Raw genomic sequence first — 19,796 nt, forward strand, 5'->3', positions numbered from 1 at the left:
ATGTATATTTCACAATCATTTATTCCAATTTTAAAAAACAATCCTTCAGAAGCAAAAATAAAATCACATCAATTAATGTTACGTGTGGGAATGATTAAACAATCATCAGCAGGAATTTACTCTTGGTTACCATTAGGTTTCAAAGTAATGAAAAAGATTGAACAAATTGTTAGAGAGGAACAAAACAAAATTGGAGCTCAAGAAATTTTGATGCCAACCATACAATCAAGTGAAATATGGAAAGAGAGTGGGCGCTACGAGGACTATGGTGAAGAAATGCTAAGAATAAAAGATCGTCAAAATCGTGAAATGCTTTACGGCCCAACCAATGAAGAACTTGTAACAGATATATTTAGAACATCAGTTAAATCTTATAAATCTCTTCCGCAACTTTTATACCATATTCAATGGAAATTTAGAGATGAAATTAGACCCCGTTTTGGAATAATGAGATGTAGAGAGTTTTATATGAAAGATGCTTACTCATTTGATATCTCTGATGAGGAAGCTTTGTTCTCTTATAATAAATTTTTCTTATCTTATTTAAAAACTTTTAAAAGATTGGATCTAACAGCTATACCAATGGCTGCTGATACTGGTCCTATAGGAGGAAATCTTTCTCATGAGTTTATTATTTTAGCTGAAACTGGTGAAAGTAAAATTTTTACAGATAAAAGAATTTTTGATTTGAATAGTGACGGTACAAAATTAGAAAAAAAATCTTTAGATGATTTGAGAAAAAAATACGAAGAATTTTATTCAGTAACAGATGAAAAATTTAATAAAGATGAGTTTGAGAAAAAAGTTTCAGAAACTAATAGATTAAAAACAAAAGGTATTGAAGTTGGTCATATATTTTATTTTGGTGATAAGTACTCAAAACCAATGGGAGCAGCAGTTGATCTTCCTGGTGGTAAAAAAGATTTTGTAAAAATGGGTTCTTATGGAATAGGAGTTTCAAGGTTAGTAGGAGCTATAATTGAGGCAAAATATGATGAAAAAAATGAAATCATGAAATGGCCAATTTCTGTTGCTCCATATGATGTAGGGATAATACCGATGATAAACAAAAATGATAATTCTGCTTTAGAAAAAGCAAATAAGATTAATTCTGAATTAGAAAAAAAATACATAGATGCAATAATTGATGATACTGACGAAAATTTTTCGTCCAAAATAAAAAAGATGAATTTAATAGGTACTCCATTTCAAATAATAATCGGTAAACAAACTGATGGTGATTTAATAGAGTTTAAAGAGGCTGGAAAAGAAACTCAAAAATTAAAGATAGCTGAAATAATAAAAAAAATTAAAGAACAAAAAGAAAAAAATTGATTTCTACTTTAGAAAAAGAAATTACATTTAGATTTTTGAAAGCCAGAAAAAAAGATGGTTTTCTAAATGTTATTTCAATCTTTTCATTCATTGGTATTAGTCTTGGTGTTGCTGTTTTAATCATTGTTATGTCTGTTATGAATGGTTTTCGGACAGAATTGATTAACAAGATTGTTGGTTTTAATGCACACATTACTGTTAAACCATATGAAAATATTATTGAAATTGAAAAATTAAAACAAAAAAATTTAAAACTTATTTCTAATGAATTGATTTTAAGCAATTCAGGTGAGGCTATAATGATTAAGAGTGAGACCTCAAAAGGAATATTACTAAGAGGTTATGAAAATGACGATTTCTCTAAACTAGAATTAGCGAAAAATAAAAATTTTTTAGGCAATAGAAACAATTTAAGTAAAAATTTTATTTCAATTGGAAAAGAGCTTAGTTTTACTCTAAATCTTGATATAGGTGATGATATTACAATAATGTCCTCAAGTGGAATTGAAACAATAATAGGCAATATACCTAAACAAAAAACTTTTACAGTTATATCGATTTTTGAAAGTGGACTTGTAGATTTCGATAACAATATAGCCTTTATTAACTTATCAACACTAGAAGAATTCTTTAATCTAGATAAAGATGACAGAAATTTAGAAATTTATCTTAAAAATCCTCAAAAAATTGAAGATCAAAAAGAAATCGTACAGAAAATTTTTAAAAATGAATTTGTATATTCCTGGTCAGATATGAATAGTGCTCTTTTTTCAGCTCTTAAAGTTGAAAGAAATGTAATGTTTATAATATTGTCTTTAATTATTATAGTAGCTGCTTTTAATATAATTTCTGGTTTGACAATATTAGTTAAAAACAAAACTAAAGATATTGCGATTTTAAAATCTATTGGTGTCCTTAACAAGTCAATTGTTAAGATATTCTTTCTAGTTGGAGTAATAATAGGAACTTCAGCTACAATTTTTGGAATTATTCTTGGAGTAACTTTTTCAATATACGTTGAAAATTTAAGACAATTTTTAAGTACATTATTTAATATAAGTTTGTTTCCAGAGGAAATTTATTTTTTAAGCACTATGCCTTCGGAGATAAACCCACCATCAATTTTATTTATATCTCTGAGCTCAATAATAATTACAATTATTGTTTCAATTTTCCCTGCTTTAAAAGCAGCCAAACTTGATCCTATTAAATCATTAAAATATGAATAATTTTATTAAACTCTCAAATATTTCAAAGTCTTTTACTCACCAAAAAAATCTAAGAGTTTTAAAAAAATTGACATATAATTTTAAACTTGGAAAAATTTATTCTTTAATGGGACCTTCTGGTTCTGGAAAATCAACACTATTAAACTTGTTATCATTAATCGATAGACCATCTGGTGGTATAATGAAATATGGAAATAAACAAATTGATTTTGGAAATTCTAACTATAATGACATTTTAAGAGCTAATAAAATTGGAATTATTTACCAACAAGACAATTTACTCCCAGATTTCACGGCTTTAGAAAATGTATATTTAGCTAATCTAGCAATAGAAAAAAATAAAAAAATTTCTATTTTAAAATCAAAACAATTATTGAGAAAAGTAGGTTTATCAAATCGAATTTATCATTATCCTTCAGAACTTTCTGGTGGTGAAAAACAAAGAGTATCAATAGCTAGAGCTTTGATTAATGATCCCCAAGTTATCCTAGCCGATGAACCAACAGGAAGTTTAGATCTAAAAACAGCAAAAAGTGTTTTTGATCTTTTAAAAAAACAAATAAATTCAAACCGACTGATAATCTTTGCAACTCATAATAGATTTTTTGCTAAAAAGTCAGATTGCATGTTGGAAATAGTTAATGGTAGTATAAAAACCATTAATGCAAGAGTTTAATTCTGAAAATTTTAATCATCTAAAAATACATACTCAGTTTTCTATTTGTGAAGGAGCTATTAAGATAGATGATTTAAAAGATATTTCTAAAGATAAAAAACTAAAAGCTCTAGGGTTATGTGATACATCTAATCTATGTGGAGCATTAGAGTTTGCTGAAAAACTATCTAAATCTGGGTCTCAACCAATAATTGGAACGCAAATCAATTTTAAATTAAATGATACAATAGGTCTATTACCTCTATTTGCTTTAAATGAGGATGGATATAAAACAATAATACAGTTGTCATCATTGTCTTTTCTAAAAAATGATGACCTTTCTGATCCTCATTTAGATATAAATGAATTATTAAATAACACTGAAGGTGTAGCAATATTCTCCGGAACAATTAACGGTTTATTTGGACAGTTGTTTAATAAAGGTAAATTTTCAGAAATTGGTGAAATTTTTTCAAAACTAAAAGCTAATTATGGAGATAGATTTTACATTGAAATTCAACGTCATGGTGATCAAAATGAAAAAGAATTTGAAAAATTTAATTTAATAAACTCAAAAAAATTAGATATTCCTTTAATCGCAACTAATGAGGTATTTTACATCAATAAAGACATGCATGAAGCACATGATGCATTGATTTGTATAAAAAATAAGACCTATGTTAACGAAAAAAATAGAGTTAGATTTAGTAACCATCATTACCTCAAAAGTAGTGCAGAAATGGTTGATTTATTTGCTGATTTGCCAGAGGCATTAGAAAATAATTATCATTTTCCGTTTCGATGTAATTTTAGACCTTTATCTTCTAAACCTATTTTACCTAATATAAGTTCTGACAAAGGTATTAGCGCAGATGAAATCTTAAAAAAAGATTCATTAGACGGTCTTAATAAAAAATTTATAAAGATATTTAATTTAGACAATAAAGATTTTGTATCTGACAAGAATTATTTGAAATATAAAGATAGATTAGATCATGAGTTAGAAATTATAATTAAAATGAATTATGCAAGTTATTTTTTAATTGTATCTGACTATATAAAATGGGCAAAAGAAAATGATATTCCAGTTGGACCTGGTAGAGGATCTGGTGCTGGTTCCTTAGTCGCTTGGTGTCTTTCAATAACTGATGTTGACCCAATAAAATTTAACTTGATTTTTGAGAGATTTTTAAATCCAGACAGAATTTCAATGCCTGATTTCGATATAGACTTCTGTGAAGAAAAAAGAGATTTAGTTTTTGAATATTTAACAAAAAAATATGAAAATAGTGTTGCTCATATAATCACATTTGGGAAATTAAAAGCTCGAATGGTTATAAGAGATGTTGGACGTGTTTTAGGACTGGCTTATGGTTTTGTTGATAGTATATCAAAGATGATCCCATTTGATCCATCAAGGCCACAAAATCTCACAGAATGTATTGCTGGAGAACCAAGACTTCAAAAATTGATAAATGAAGATAGTAGAGTAAAAAAACTTACAGATCTTTCGTTAAAATTAGAAGGATTAAATAGAAATGTTGCAACTCATGCTGCTGGTGTTGTGATAGCTGATAAAAAATTAACTGAAATAGTTCCATTATATAAGGATGCAACTTCTGACTTATTGCTACCTTCAACACAATTTGACATGTACTCAGCTGAAAATGCAGGATTAATTAAGTTTGATTTTTTGGGATTAAAAACTTTAACAGTTATAAATAACACTCAAAAACTAATAAGAAAAAAAGATAAAAAATTTAATATTGAAAACATAAATTTTGAAGATCAAAAAGTTTTTGATCTATTGTCATCTGGCAAAACTGTTGGTTTATTTCAAATTGAAAGTGCTGGAATGCGTGAAGCATTGATGCAAATGAAACCAAATCATATAGAAGATATTATTGCTTTAGTAGCACTTTATAGACCAGGTCCAATGAGTAATATACCAATTTATAATGATTGCAAACATGGAAAAAAGACACCAGATTATTTACATCCTTTGCTTGAAGATATTTTACGACCTACCTATGGGGTAATAATTTACCAAGAACAAGTAATGCAAATTGCACAAAAACTATCTGGTTTCACTGCTGGTCAAGCAGATATTTTAAGAAGAGCGATGGGTAAAAAGAAAAGAGCTGAATTAGAAAAACAAAAACAAAGTTTTATTTCTGGTGCTGTAAACAATGGTATTAGCAAAGATGTTGCGGCGGGAATCTTTTTAAAAATTGAGCCATTTGCAGAATATGGATTTAACAAAAGTCATGCAGCTGCATACGCAATTATTTCCTATCAAACAGCTTATTTAAAAACTTATTATCCGCAAGAGTTTATTGCTGCATCAATGACAATGGATATTTCTAATCAAAATAAATTAAGTGAATTTTACGAGGAATTAAAAAGATTAAAAATAAAAATAGTAAGACCAGACATAAATGAGTGTTATGCAGATTTTAGAACAGATGGAGAAAAATTCTATTATGCATTAGGAGCTATTAAAGCTGTGGGATATGAAGCGGTTTCAAATATTGTTGAGGAAAGAATCAAAAATGGAAAATTTAGTTCTATTGATAATTTTTTAAACAGAGTAAATCCAAAAGATATCAACAAGTTACAATTAGAAGGTTTAGTAAAAGCAGGAGCTTTTGATAATATAAACTTAAATAGACAATCGTTATTTAATTCAATACCAAACTTTATAACAAAATCAAAAAATATTTATGAAAATAAATCTGCCAATCAGATTGATTTATTTGGTGAAAATAATACCCCAGATAGTGAAGTTATAACAAAGATTGATGACTGGAAATTTGAGGAAAGATTGTCTAAAGAATTTGAGTCAGTTGGCTTTTTTATATCTGATCATCCTCTAAATCAATTTAAAGAAATATTTGCAGATTATGATATAAAAGACTACCTAAATTTTAATAATGGTAATGAAATAATTAACTCAAATATTGCCGCAACTTTATTAAAAATACAAGAAAGAAAAACTGCCAAAGGGAATCCTTATGCAGTTTTAAAATTAACTGATCTAACTAGCGTTTTTGAATTATTCATTTTTTCTGAAGTTTTAGAAAAAAATCGCGAAATATTGAAAGAAGGATCATCAATAATATTAACTTTGGCAAAATCTGTTTCAGATGAAGAAAATCGTTTTAAGAGAATTAATGTTCAGAAAATAGCCTCACTTTCAGAGTTGATTAATAAACCAATTGAAGAGGTATTTTTCAACTTAAAATCAATAAATGAATTAAACGAAATCTCAAAAATTATCCAAAAAGATGGAAATACAATTGTTAAAATTAAATTACGAGACCAAAATAATGAATTAGATTTTACGCTTAAGAATAAGAGAAATATTGACAGAAAAATGTTAAATATAATTAGAAATAAAGAGATTTCTGCAATTATTCGATAATTTTAAGCTTGTTAAATAAAAAAAATCTTTGTAAATAGTCATGAAAATTAACAAAATCGCACACAGTTTTTGGTTTTATACCTCCGGTCCTTAATTGGAAATTACTGTGGTGGCTTAACCGGGAAAAAATATGAAAATACCTAACCTTACAATCCAACAATTATTAGAAGCAGGTGTTCATTTAGGACACAAAACACTTAGATGGAACCCAAAAATGAAAAAATATATTTTTGGCAAAAGAGATTCCATCCATATAATAGATTTAACTCAAACCTTAGAACTTACAAAAGTTGCACTAGAAAAAGTTCATGAAGTTATATCTAATAATGGAAAAATATTATTTGTCTCAACAAAAAAACAAGCATCAGAGGCTATAGCAGAAGTTGCTAAAGAAACTGATCAATATTTTGTAAATTATAGATGGTTAGGAGGAATGCTAACTAATTGGGGAACTATATCAAATTCAATAAAAAAACTAAAACAATTAGAATTAAATTTAGTGTCTGAAAATAGAGGTTTTACAAAAAAAGAACTTCTTAAAATGAGTGTTAAAAAAGACAAACTACAAAGATCATTGGGTGGTATAGCAGAAATGAAAAAGGTCCCTGATTTAGTATTTATTATTGATACAAATTATGAGTCTCTTGCTATTCAGGAGTCAGTTAAACTGGGTATACCGATTGTTGCAATTTTAGACAGTAATTCAAATCCTGATGGTATTGATTATCCAATCCCAGGAAATGATGATGCTAGAAGAGCAATAGATCTATATTGTAATTTAATTAAAGAGACAATTGTTTCTGCAAAAACTACCATTCCTGTAGTTGAGAAAAAAGAGAGTGATAAAAAAGAAACTAAATCATCTAAGACTGTTCAAGAAAAAGATAGAGAAAAATTAGAAGAAAAATTTAGTGAAAAAAAGAAAGAAACGATAAATTAATATGAGTGACGTTGAAAAAGTAAAAAAATTAAGAGTTGCTACAGGAGCTGGTTTTAAAGACTGCAACTTAGCAATTAAAGAGGCTAATGGCGACCTAGATAAGGCAGTAGAAATTTTAAGAGTAAAAGGAATTTCAAAAGCATCAAAAAAAATGTCAAGAGAAGCAAAAGAGGGTGTTGTTGCAATTAGTGGTGATGAAAAAAAGACTTCAATAATCGAAGTAAATTGTGAAACAGATTTTGTAGCAAAAAATGATGACTTTATAGATTTTGTGAAAGAGCTAAGTGAATTGAATAACCAAAATGATTCTAATCTTGAAAGTCTTAAGAAAGCTAAAATGAAAAATGGTTCCTCAGTTGAGGATAATTTGGTTGCGTTGATTGCTAAAATTGGAGAAAAAATAACAATTGGACAAACAAAAACTATCTCAAATTCTTCTTCAACTAATTACCAATATTTACATACAGTGGTTAAGGATAACTTAGCAAAACTAGCTGTAATTGTCTCGTTGGAAACTAATGAAAATTCTGAAACTGTAAAAACATTCGGTAAACAATTGTCAATGCACATTGCAGCTTCAAATCCTTTAGCTTTAGAGTCCACATTAATTGACAAAGCAATTATTGACAAAGAGCAAGAATTAATAACAGAAGAACTAAAAAATTCAGGTAAACCAGAGGATATTGCTAAAAAAATAAGTTTAGGAAAAATGAATAAATTCAAAGAGGAAAATGCTCTTATGACTCAGGCTTGGGTAATGGAACCGAAAAAGAAAGTTCAAGATGTTTTAAAAGAACTTGCTGTTAATGGTTTAAAGATAAAGGAATTTAGCAGAATAAAAATAGGCGAATAGATGTTTGATGAAAAATCACATAGCTTAAAAATGGATAAAGCTATTGAGGTGTTCTCTAAAGAGTTATCATCACTTAGAACTGGAAGAGCAAATGCAGCAATGTTAGATCTTGTTAAAGTAGATGTTTATGGTCAACAAATGCCAATTAATCAAGTTGGTAGTATAACTACTCCTGAGCCAAGAATGATAAATATTCAAGTTTGGGACCAAAATAATGTGAATTTAGTTGATGCTGCAATTAAAAAATCAGAGTTAGGTTTAAATCCACAAATAGATGGTCAACTAATAAGATTGCCAATACCAGAATTAAACGAGGAAAGAAGAACAGAACTTAAAAAATTAATCAAATCTATGGGAGAAAAATGTAAAATCTCAATTAGAAATATTAGAAGAGATGCTAATGAGGAACTTAAAAAACTTTTAAAATCAAAAGAAATTGGTGAAGATGAAGAAAAATCTTTTGAAAAAAGTGTTCAAGTAATTACCGATAAACATATAGCAATTGTTGACGAAAAAATTTCAACTAAAGAAAAAGAAATAATGACAATATGAACCCTTTGAAACATGTAGCCATTATCATGGATGGTAATGGGAGATGGGGGTTAAGGAATAAAAATTCAAGAAATGCTGGTCATAGAGCTGGTCTAAATACAGTAGAAAAAATTATTAAAGAAACAATCAAAAATAATATTAAATTTCTTACATTGTACGCTTTTTCAACAGAAAATTGGAAAAGACCAAAAAAAGAAATAAATTTCCTATTTAATCTTTTAGAAAATTTTCTTAAGGAAAAAATTGAGGATCTTAATAAACAAAAAATTAAGTTAAAAATTATTGGTAAAAAGAGTTTCTCAACAAAATTAAATAGTCTTTTAAACTTATCCGAAAAAAAGACATCCAAGAATAAAAGACTCCAAATAAATTTAGCTTTAAATTATGGCTCAAAATTAGAGCTTATTGATGCATTTAAAGAAATAAGAAAAAATAAAGAATTAGTTAATGAAAAAAATGTAAAAAAATATCTACAGACCAAAGATATTCCGGATCCAGATATATTAATTAGAACTGGTAACACAAAAAGATTAAGTAATTTTTTATTATGGCAATTAGCTTATTCTGAAATTTTTTTTGAAAAGAAATTATGGCCTGATTTTAACGAAAAAGATTATTATAAAATAATTAAGAAATTTAAGAATATTAAAAGAAATTTTGGGAATATCTAATGATAAAAGAATTTGAAAAAAGATTAATAACTTCACTTATATTGTTACCAATATCAATATTTTTTATCATTAAAGGCTCAATTTTTTTTATATTTTTTTTAAGTATTTTGTTTTTAGTTACTAGTTATGAGTGGGTTCTAATGAGTAAAAAAAATAATATATTTAGATTTTTAGGGATAATTTTCCTTTTTTTTTCATTTTATTCAGCATTCGAATTTGGGGAAAATTATAAAGATTTTTTATTTATTATAACAATCTGTATTTTTACAGATATAGGAGGTTATGTATTTGGAAAAATTTTTAAAGGACCTAAATTAACCAAGATTAGTCCAAAAAAAACATATGCAGGGGTTTTTGGTGGTTTCATATTGTCTTTATGTACAGGTTTTATTTTTTGGCATTTTGTAAATAGAGGCTCAAAACTTCCCGATGAAGAGTTAATTATTTTTATATTTATTTTATTAATCTCTTTGATCAGTCAAATAGGAGATTTGATAATTTCATTTTTTAAGAGAAAGGCAAAATTAAAAGATACAGGAAAAGTCTTACCAGGTCATGGAGGTTTACTTGATAGAGTTGATGGTATGATTTTTGTATTTCCATTTTGTTATTTAGCTACATCCATATGAAAAAAAAAATTGCAATTTTAGGTTCAACAAGCTCTATTGGTAAATGCTTACTTAACATAATAAAAAAAGATAAAAAAAATTTTAAGATAGAATTATTAACAGCTAATACAAATTATAAAGATCTTATTGCTCAAGCCTTAAAATTTAATGTAAAAAATATAATTATAACTGACTTAAATTGTTATAAAAAAACAAAAATTTTATGTAAAAATAAGAAAATTAATATTTTTCAAAACTTTGAAAGTTTAAAAAGAATTTTACCAAAGAAAGTTGATTATGTAATGAGTGCTATCTCTGGAATTGGTGGATTATTGCCTACATATAAAATAATTAATAGAACAAAGATAATTGCAATAGCAAATAAAGAAGCAATTGTTTGTGGGTGGCCGCTTATTAAAAAGGAACTTAAAAAAAACAAAACTAAATTTATCCCAGTAGACTCAGAACATTTTTCAATTTTTTCACTTCTAAATGATACGAACAAAAATGACGTTGAAAAAATTTTTATTACCGCTTCTGGTGGACCATTCATTAATTTACCCAAAAATCAGTTTAAAAAAATTAAGTTAATAGATGCACTAAAACATCCCAATTGGAGTATGGGAAAAAAAATCACAATTGATTCTGCAACTTTAATGAATAAAGTTTTTGAAGTAATTGAAGCAAAAAATATATTTGATATTGGCTATGATAAAATCTCAATACTTACACATCCAAAATCATATGTTCACACAATAATAAAATTCAAAAATGGTTTAAGTAAATTTTTAATTCATGAACCAGACATGACAATACCAATTTATAATTCTATTTATTTTGAAAAAAACAAGAATATTGAATCAAGTCCTCTAGATTTTAACATACTCAATAATTTAAATCTTCAAAAAGTAGAAAAAAATAAATTTCCGTTAGTTAACATACTTGATAAATTACCAAAATATTCATCATTATTTGAAACAGTTTTAATAACAATTAATGACTACCTAGTTTATAAATTCTTAGATAGAAAAATTGATTTTCATAATCTCACTAAATTGATTAATAAAATTTCAAATTTAAAAGAATTTCAAAAATATAAGAAGATTAAGCCCAAAAATATTAAACAAATATATAATTTAAGGGATTATGTTCATTTAAAATTAAATGCTTTAGGTATATAAAGCGTGTATTTATGAATAATTTATTAGTAAAAATAATTGTAATCTTTTCCTTTCTGCTATCTCTTGCTAATGCAGAAGCTTTAAAAAAGTTTGAAATTTCAGGAAATAAAAGAATTTCTGATCAAACTATAATTATTTTTTCTGAATTAAAAGTTAATGAGGAAATCACAAAAATAAAATTAGATGAAGTAATTAAAAAATTGTATAAAACTAGTTTCTTTAAAGATATAAACTTAAGTTTTGAAAACCAAACTTTATTTTTAAAAGTTGAAGAAAATCCAATTATAGAAAAATTAGAGATAACAGGGATTAAAAAACAATCACTAGTTGAATTTATAAAAGATAAATTACAACTTGCGGAGATGAAATCATTCGATCAAAACCTTTTATCATCTGATATAAATCTGATTTACAATATTCTAAAAACTAATGGCTACTATTTTGCTAAAATTTCTAGTGCAAAAAATGTAGATGAAACATTAAATACTTTAGACTTAAAAATTGATGTTGAATTAGGTGAAAAAGCAAAGATAAAAAAAATCATATTTCTTGGAGAAAAAATTTTTAAAGAAAAAAGATTGAAAGAAGCAATAGTTTCTCAAGAACATAAATTCTGGAAATTTATCTCGAGAAATGTCTATATAAATGAAGAGCTGATTAATCTCGATAAAAGACTTCTTACAAATTATTTTAAAAATAATGGTTATTTTAATGTAAGAATTGAAAATTCATTTGTTGAGTTTGATAAAGATTCCAATTTTAATTTAATTTTCAATATTACCCCTGGTAAAAAATATTTTTTTAATGATTTTTCTTTAAATTTACCGCCTAACTATGATGCGAAACTATTTGAAAATATAACAAAAAAATTTTCTAAGTTAAAAGGTGATACTTACTCTCTTTTAAAAGTGAATGATCTTTTAGATGATATAAACGATATTGCTTTATCCAGACAGTATGAGTTTATAAATGCTTCTATTAATGAGACAATTAATGGAGACAAAATTGATTTTAATATAAACATTTCTGAAAGTGATAAGTTTTATGTTGAAAAGATTAATATAACTGGAAACTTTAACACCTTAGAAGAAGTTATTAGAAATAAATTAATTATTGATGAGGGTGATCCATTTAATGAAATTTTATTTAATAAATCTGTTAATAATATTCAAAGCCTTGGCATCTTTAAAAAAGTAAAAACTGATATCAAAAATGGATCAAATAATTCATTTAAAGAGATAGATATTAATGTAGAGGAAAGACCAACAGGAGAAATTTCTTTAACAGCAGGCTTTGGTACCACTGGTGAAACAATCGGAGCAGGCATTAAAGAGAATAATTTTTTAGGTAAAGGGATTAAACTTAATACAAATTTTGAAGTGACATCAGACTCAATTAAAGGACAGTTTATATACGCAAAACCTAATTTCAATTATAGCGATAATACCTTATTTACTTCGATAAAAAGTTCTACTTCTGATTTTTTAACAAATTCAGGTTACAAAACTTCAGAAATTGGTTTTTCATTAGGAACTAAATTTGAACAATTTCAAAATATATTTCTTAGCCCAGAGATCGATTTTCTTATTGAAGATCTTGAAACAACAAATGATGCCTCAAATATTCTAAAAAAACAAGAGGGATCATACACAGACTTATATTTCAACTATTCGATTAATCAGGATCTTAGAGATAAAAAATTCAGAACAGAGGATGGTTACGTGACGACCTTCTCACAAGAATTGCCTTTAGTATCAGATAATTCTGAATTATCTAATGCATTTGAAATAACTAATTATAGAAAACTTTCATCTACTTCTGATATGGTTGGGAAAGTAAGTTTTTATGGAAAAACTATTACGGGCTTAAGTGATGACGTAAGAATTTCTAAGAGATTGACTGTACCATCCTATAAATTAAGAGGTTTTCAAAGAGGTAAAATTGGACCAGTTGATAATAATGATTATGTAGGAGGAAATCACGTAAGTTCACTAAATTTATCTGCAACACTTCCAACGTTAGTTCAAGGCCTAGATAATCTTGATGTTGGAGTTTTCTTTGATGCAGCGAATGTTTGGGGTGTAGATTATGATAGTTCTATCGATGATAAAAGTACAATTAGATCCTCTGCTGGTGTAGCACTTAATTTAATGACGCCAATAGGTCCTCTAAGTTTTTCTTTTGCTGATGCATTGTCAAAAGCTTCTTCAGACAAAACTGAAACATTTCGGTTTAATCTAGGAACCCAGTTTTAATGAAATTATTTTTTTCTAAAATACTTTTCATATTTCTTTTTATAGGAATATCAAATGCTAATGAAAATATTAGATTTATAAATATCAATTATATTGTTAACAACTCTGAAGCAGGAAAAACTTTAAATAAGATTATAGAAAATAAAAGTAAAAAAATTACCTCTGAGTTAAACGATATGGGTAAAAAAATTGAGAATAAAAAAGATAAGATAATTTCACAAAAGAATATTCTTAAAAAAGAAGAATATGAAAAATTATTGAAGTCTTATGATGAAGAAGTTAAAAAATACAATGATATTAGAAAAAAACGTAATGAAGATTTTAATAAATTTAGAATTAACTCACAAAAAAAAATTCTTGAAACATTAAATCCAATTATTACTGCATTTCTTAAAAAAGAGTCAGTTCAAATTCTTTTACAAAAAGAACAGATTATATTTGGAGATAATAAATTAGATATTACGGAAGAAATCTTTAAGATATTTAATGATAAACATAAAAAAATTAAATTTGAATAGAGGAGTTAATGACTAAAAATAAATTAACAAAATCCGATATAATTGAATTATTACCTCACAGAGAGCCAATGTTACTTATAGATGAATTAATTAATATAAAACATCTTCACTCAGCAACAGCAATAATGAATGTCAAAAAAAATTCATTTTATGTAGACGGACATTTTCCAGGAAATCCAGTTTTGCCAGGTGTTTTAATTATAGAAGCTTTTGGTCAAGCTGCAGCTGCATTAACCGCTCATGGGATTGATAAAAAAGAATATGAAAATAAGCTAGTCTTTTTAATGAGTGTTGAAAAGGCTAGGTTTAGAAATCCTGTAATACCAGATTGTAAACTCGAATTGAATATTGAAGCTATAAGATCGCATGGAAGAGTTTGGAAATACAAGGGGGAGGCTTTTGTGGATGGCAAAAAAATGTCAGATGCTCAATGGTCAGCGACTATTGTTGATAGGAAATAATTAGCAATAATTCTTGATAAGCTTTTAGGATAAGTTTTGATATTAAACTTATTAATGACAAATCCTTTTTTTAAAAATACAGGCCCTCATAATATAAATTTTTTACTTAAGACAATTAAATTGGAGAATTACAATTTCTCTGACGATAAAATCACAGATATTAAAGATCTTAATTCATCTGAAAAAAATGAAATAACTTTTTTTCATTCAAAAAAATATGCCGATTTAGCAAAAAAAACCAAAGCTTCTTATTGCTTAACTTCTGAAAATTTTCAATCACTTTTACCGGATAGCTGTCAGCCTATTATTACTGACAAAGTTTTATTACATACTGCTCAAATAACAAAAATTTTTTATCCTGACTCAATTACCGATAATTATGATGTAACTGTTAAAGATATAAATGAGACAAAATTTAAAGACAAAGTAAAATTTGGAAAAAATGTTCTTATTGGCGAAAATGTAAAAATTGGTGCAAATTGCTTAATTGGTCATAATTCAATCATAGAAAAAAATGTCAATATAGGTGATAATTGTTCAATAGGATCAAACGTAATTATTAGAAATTCATTAATTAAAAATAACGTTCACATTTTAGATGGATGTGTAATTGGGAAAAAAGGGTTTGGTTTTTTTCCAAATAAAGATGTTAATTTTAGATATCCCCAAATAGGCATTGTAATAATTGAGGATAATGTAGAAATAGGTTGTGGTTCCACAATAGATAGAGGTTCTCTTTCAAATACAATTATAGGAAAAAATACATATTTAGATAATCAAATACATATAGCACACAATGTTAAAATTGGTGAAAATTGTATTATTGCTGGACAAGTAGGTTTTGCAGGAAGTTCTACTTTAGGAAATAATGTTATGATTGGAGGTCAGGCAGGTATTTCAGGACATCTTAAGATTGGTAATAATGTACAAATAGGTGGTGGTAGTGGTGTAATAAAAAACATTCCTGATAACTCTAAAGTGATGGGCTATCCAGCAAAAGATTTAAAAAACTTTATTAGAGAAAATAAATGATAGATAAAACAGCCATAATACATAAAAATGCAAAAATTCATTCAAGCGTAAAGATTGGGCCTTATTCTGTCATTGGTCCAAATGTTGAAATTGGAGAGAATACAGAAATTCAATCTCATGTGAACATTACTGGAAATACTAAAATTGGAAAAGGAAATAAAATTTATCCATTTGTTTCAATAAACGACCCCCAAGATTTAAAATATAATGGTGAAGAAACAAGCTTGTCTATTGGAGATAACAATAAAATAAGAGAGTATGTAACAATAAATCCTGGCACGATTGGTGGTGGAGGCACAACTACAATTGGAAACAATTGTTTATTTATGATTTCATCTCATGTAGCTCATGATTGTCAGGTAGGTAACAATGTAATTATAGCAAATAATGTACCTTTAGGAGGTCATGCTATTATTGAGGATAATGTAGTTATAGGTGGAAATTCTGCTGTTCAACAGTTTACAAGAATTGGTAAAATGGCAATGATTGGAGGAATGACTGGAGTGTTACATGATGTTATTCCATATGGGTTATCAACAGGAAATAGAAATTCATTACAAGGATTAAATTTAATAGGCTTAAGAAGAGCTAAATTTGAAAATAAGGATATTTTAGGATTGAGTGAGGCATATAAAGAGATTTTCGCTACCAAAAATATCAATGAAAATATAAGTAAATTAAATGGTTCATTTAAGGAAAACCCATTAGTTAAAGAAGTAATAGAATTCATTACTAAGGATAAAAAAAGATCTATTTGTACCCCATTTTCATAAGATGATAGGATTAATTTTTGGTGATACAGACTTCCCAAATAAAATACTTAAAACAATCAAAAAAAGAAAAATAAAATATCTAATAATTGATTTATCTAAATCAAAGAAATTTAAAAAAGATAGTAAATCTTATTCAATTTCTATAGGTCAATTTGGTAAAATAATTAATATCCTTAAGGAAAATAACTGTAAAAAAGTCCTATTTGCAGGGAAAGTTAACAAACCAAACTTTTCAAAATTAAAATTAGACCTTAAAGGAATTTATTACATTCCAAGAATTATCAAAGCATCCAAGCTCGGTGATGCTGCAATTTTGAAAGAAATTATCAAAATACTTGCTCAAAATAAGATTAAAACCGAAAATTCGCTCAAATTTAATCCAGAGCTGTCTCTTAAAAAGGGTAATTATTCAAAAATTAAACCTAATAAATTGGATCAATTGGATATTAAAAAAGCAATCAAAACTTTAAATAGTTTAAGAGAATATAATTTTAGTCAAGGAGTTGTAGTTAGAAATAAAAAAGTTGTTTCCATAGAAGGTAAAGGTGGAACTAAAAAAATGCTTGAAAAAAGTAGAAGCATAAAATTTAGAAATTATGGGGTTTTAGTTAAGTTTCCAAAAAAAAAACAGGATCTTAGAGTTGACTTACCTACTATTGGATTAAAAACAATTAAACAAAGTAAGACGGCAGGATTAAAAGGTATTGTTGTAAAAAGTAAACAACATGTATTTTTAGACAAGAATAAATGTATTAACTTTGCTAATAAGAATAAAATGTTTATCTCAGTGAAATGAAAAAAATTTTTATATTAACTGGTGAACCTTCTGGAGATAAATTAGCATCTACAGTTGTTTCTAAGCTTCAACAAAATCATTCAAATATAGAATATCTAAGTGTTGGAGGCTCTCATTTAAACAAACTTGGTGTTAAATCAATATATGATCTTAAGGAAGTAACCTACATTGGTTTTACAAGTGTAATTTTAAATTTATTTAAAATCAGAAATAAAATAAATGAAACTGTAAAAAAAATAATTAAATTTAATCCTGATATTCTATTTAGTGTAGATAGTCCAGATTTCACCCTAAGAGTTGCTGAAAAAGTAAAAAGTATAAATCCTAATATTAAAACAATACATTATGTTGCACCACAAGTATGGGTATGGCGAGAAAGTAGGGTTAAAAATTTTAAAAAGTTTTTAGACCATGTTTTATTATTATTCAATTTTGAAAAGAAATACTTTGATAAAGAAGATATTAAGAACACTTTCGTTGGTCATCCTTTACTTGAAAATAAAGAGAATGTTAAAACAAATTTATCAAATATAATTGATGACAATAAAAAAATTATATCTTTATTCGCTGGAAGCCGATCATCTGAAACCAATATTCTTTTACCAATTTTAGTAAACTTTATTAAATTAATGAATGAAAAATTTAATGAATATAATTTTGTTTTTCATGCGACTGATCAAAACAAAGATTTAATAAAAAATGAGATTAAAAAAACAAACTACAATAATGTTGAAGTTATATCTGACGAGAATATAAAATCTAAAATACTATCAAATTCTATATTTGCTGTAGCAAAATCAGGAACTGTTTCTCTTGAAATTTGTAATGCAAAAGTTCCATCTATTATTATTTATAAAATGAATTTTATTAATTTTTTAATTGTAAAATTTTTAGTAAAAACAAAATATGCAAATATAATTAATATAATTAACCAAAAAGAAATAATTCCAGAATTAATTCAAAAAGAATGTAATTCAAAAGAAATTTTTAGATCTGTAGCATATTTTTTAAAAAACCCTGAGCTTATGAAAAAACAAATTCTTGACGTGAGCAATACTTTAAATGAAATCAAATCTAAAACTTCTTCATCTTCAGAAGCTTCAACAGTAGTTTCAAGCTATCTTAGCACTTAATCGTTTCTGAACTTCTTCTTTTCCTAATGATAAAATAATATCATATATACCAGGTCCAAACTTTGAACCAGTTAGAACAATCCTTAGTGGTTGTCCAACACCTTTAAAATTTGTGCCATGCGATTTTATAATCTCGTTTACTATTGGTTCTAAAATTTCTCTAGAGGGCAGGTCTATTTTTTCAAACTGACTCTTAAAATCAGAAATTACTTTTTTAGCTTTATCGTCAATTAATTTAAGATCATCTTTATTAAAATCTACCTTGTCTTTTATAATATATTGACCATTATTAAATATATCCTCCAAAGTTTTTGCTTTATTTTTTAGGAAGGTAAGAGATTTTTTAATCTTATCTTTTTTATCTGATTGAATTTCACTTTTATATAATTTGCAATATTCAGTTAATTGGTTGAATAAATCATCCTCATCAATATTTTTAATATAGTGTTCATTCATTGATAAAATTCTACTCATATCAAGTTTAGAGGGAGATTTACCGATACCTTCTAAATTAAAAAATTTTATACTTTCCTCTATTGTGAATATTTCTTTATCTTTGTAAGACCAGCCTAGTCTTAAAAGGTAGTTTCGAAGAGCATCTGGCATGATACCTATTTTGGAATAATCATCTAATGTAGAAGCCTGATCTCGCTTTGATAGTTTCTTTCCCTCTATTGTATGTATCAATGGTATGTGAGCAAATGAGGGTAAATCCCATTTCATGGCTTGATAAATTTGCATTTGTTTAAAGGTGTTTATTTTATGATCGTCACCTCTAATAATATGTGTCATATTCATTTGGTGATCGTCTACGGATGCAGATAAATTATATGTAGGGGTCCCGTCATTTCTTAAGATAATAAAATCTTCGATTGTATTATTATCAATTTCAACATCACCTTGAACTAAATCTTTCAAAATCGATGTTCCATCAATCTTACTTTTAAATCTTATGACAGGTTTAATATCTTTGGGAGCATCAGATTCTTTTTTATCTCTCCATTTTCTGTCATAAATATAAGGAATCTTTTTTTGTCTAGCTCTTTTTTTTTGTTCTTCTATTTCTTCACTTGAACAATAACATTTATATGCATAACCATTCTTAAGAAGCTCATTTGCAACTTTAACGTGGTTGCTTACTTTTTCTGATTGAATATATTCTTCTCCATCATAGTTGATACCAATCCATTTAAGAGATTGTATTATTTGATCTTTATATTCATCTTTAGATCTTTCTTTATCTGTATCTTCCACCCTTAAATGAAATTTTCCATTTTGATTCTTGGAGTATAACCAATTAAATAAAGCTGTTCTAACACCACCAATATGTAATGCACCAGTAGGCGAGGGAGCAAATCTAGTTGCTACTTTTTTCATTAA

At 26.7% G+C, this 19,796-nt stretch carries 18 protein-coding genes; 17 read left to right on the plus strand and 1 reads right to left on the minus strand.

Annotation, left to right across the window (positions count from 1 at the left end; all coding sequences use genetic code 11):
- From proS to lpxB, 17 genes are all read left to right on the plus strand, one after another.
- Positions 1-1,335: a proline--tRNA ligase gene (gene proS / locus B5L73_RS03035; protein ID WP_085147692.1), complete on the plus strand. Its 1,335-nt coding sequence runs from the start codon at positions 1-3 to the stop codon at positions 1,333-1,335.
- A complete protein-coding gene (locus B5L73_RS03040) occupies positions 1,332-2,564 on the plus strand; it encodes a lipoprotein-releasing ABC transporter permease subunit (protein ID WP_085147694.1) in 1,233 nt (410 codons plus the stop codon). The genes proS and B5L73_RS03040 overlap by 4 nt, the downstream gene beginning before the upstream one ends.
- The gene (locus tag B5L73_RS03045) at positions 2,557-3,240 is read left to right on the plus strand and encodes an ABC transporter ATP-binding protein (protein WP_085147696.1); all 684 of its coding nucleotides are present in this window, start codon (positions 2,557-2,559) and stop codon (positions 3,238-3,240) included. Before B5L73_RS03040 ends, B5L73_RS03045 begins: the two co-directional genes overlap by 8 nt.
- Positions 3,227-6,643: a DNA polymerase III subunit alpha gene (dnaE, locus tag B5L73_RS03050; RefSeq protein ID WP_085147698.1), complete on the plus strand. Its 3,417-nt coding sequence runs from the start codon at positions 3,227-3,229 to the stop codon at positions 6,641-6,643. Before B5L73_RS03045 ends, dnaE begins: the two co-directional genes overlap by 14 nt.
- Before the next feature lie 130 nt (positions 6,644-6,773).
- The gene (gene rpsB / locus B5L73_RS03055) at positions 6,774-7,583 is read left to right on the plus strand and encodes a 30S ribosomal protein S2 (RefSeq protein WP_085147700.1); all 810 of its coding nucleotides are present in this window, start codon (positions 6,774-6,776) and stop codon (positions 7,581-7,583) included.
- 1 nt (position 7,584) lies between these two features.
- Positions 7,585-8,436 carry a translation elongation factor Ts gene (gene tsf / locus B5L73_RS03060; protein WP_085147702.1) on the plus strand — a complete coding sequence of 284 codons (852 nt, stop codon included), beginning with the start codon at positions 7,585-7,587 and terminating at the stop codon, positions 8,434-8,436.
- Positions 8,437-8,988, plus strand: a complete 552-nt coding sequence (frr, locus tag B5L73_RS03065) for a ribosome recycling factor (RefSeq protein WP_085147704.1) — start codon at positions 8,437-8,439, stop codon at positions 8,986-8,988.
- Positions 8,985-9,659 (plus strand): polyprenyl diphosphate synthase, encoded by a 675-nt coding sequence (gene uppS / locus B5L73_RS03070; RefSeq protein WP_085147706.1) that lies wholly within the window; start codon positions 8,985-8,987, stop codon positions 9,657-9,659. Before frr ends, uppS begins: the two co-directional genes overlap by 4 nt.
- Positions 9,659-10,288 (plus strand): phosphatidate cytidylyltransferase, encoded by a 630-nt coding sequence (locus B5L73_RS03075; protein ID WP_085147708.1) that lies wholly within the window; start codon positions 9,659-9,661, stop codon positions 10,286-10,288. Before uppS ends, B5L73_RS03075 begins: the two co-directional genes overlap by 1 nt.
- Positions 10,285-11,448, plus strand: coding sequence for a 1-deoxy-D-xylulose 5-phosphate reductoisomerase (locus B5L73_RS03080; RefSeq protein WP_085147710.1), 1,164 nt, complete (start codon positions 10,285-10,287; stop codon positions 11,446-11,448). Before B5L73_RS03075 ends, B5L73_RS03080 begins: the two co-directional genes overlap by 4 nt.
- Before the next feature lie 11 nt (positions 11,449-11,459).
- On the plus strand, positions 11,460-13,703 hold the full coding sequence (gene bamA, locus B5L73_RS03085) for an outer membrane protein assembly factor BamA (RefSeq protein WP_085147712.1): 2,244 nt from the start codon (positions 11,460-11,462) through the stop codon (positions 13,701-13,703).
- Complete coding sequence (locus B5L73_RS03090) at positions 13,703-14,221, plus strand: OmpH family outer membrane protein (protein WP_085147714.1); 519 nt, start codon at positions 13,703-13,705, stop codon at positions 14,219-14,221. Before bamA ends, B5L73_RS03090 begins: the two co-directional genes overlap by 1 nt.
- Positions 14,222-14,229: 8 nt before the next feature.
- Complete coding sequence (fabZ, locus tag B5L73_RS03095) at positions 14,230-14,682, plus strand: 3-hydroxyacyl-ACP dehydratase FabZ (protein WP_085147716.1); 453 nt, start codon at positions 14,230-14,232, stop codon at positions 14,680-14,682.
- Between the two features lie 54 nt (positions 14,683-14,736).
- Positions 14,737-15,714: a UDP-3-O-(3-hydroxymyristoyl)glucosamine N-acyltransferase gene (gene lpxD / locus B5L73_RS03100; RefSeq protein WP_085147718.1), complete on the plus strand. Its 978-nt coding sequence runs from the start codon at positions 14,737-14,739 to the stop codon at positions 15,712-15,714.
- On the plus strand, positions 15,711-16,487 hold the full coding sequence (gene lpxA / locus B5L73_RS03105) for an acyl-ACP--UDP-N-acetylglucosamine O-acyltransferase (protein ID WP_085147720.1): 777 nt from the start codon (positions 15,711-15,713) through the stop codon (positions 16,485-16,487). The genes lpxD and lpxA overlap by 4 nt, the downstream gene beginning before the upstream one ends.
- Before the next feature lies 1 nt (position 16,488).
- Positions 16,489-17,283, plus strand: a complete 795-nt coding sequence (locus B5L73_RS03110; RefSeq protein WP_085147721.1) for an LpxI family protein — start codon at positions 16,489-16,491, stop codon at positions 17,281-17,283.
- Positions 17,280-18,416 (plus strand): lipid-A-disaccharide synthase, encoded by a 1,137-nt coding sequence (gene lpxB / locus B5L73_RS03115; protein ID WP_085147723.1) that lies wholly within the window; start codon positions 17,280-17,282, stop codon positions 18,414-18,416. The genes B5L73_RS03110 and lpxB overlap by 4 nt, the downstream gene beginning before the upstream one ends.
- Here the strand turns inward: lpxB and gltX are convergent.
- Positions 18,396-19,793: a glutamate--tRNA ligase gene (gene gltX, locus B5L73_RS03120; protein WP_085147725.1), complete on the minus strand. Its 1,398-nt coding sequence runs from the start codon at positions 19,791-19,793 to the stop codon at positions 18,396-18,398. The two genes, lpxB and gltX, sit on opposite strands and share 21 nt — an antisense overlap.
- Positions 19,794-19,796 lie beyond the last annotated feature (3 nt).

This window comes from Candidatus Pelagibacter sp. RS39 (assembly GCF_002101315.1).
In the GTDB taxonomy this organism is placed as follows: domain Bacteria; phylum Pseudomonadota; class Alphaproteobacteria; order Pelagibacterales; family Pelagibacteraceae; genus Pelagibacter.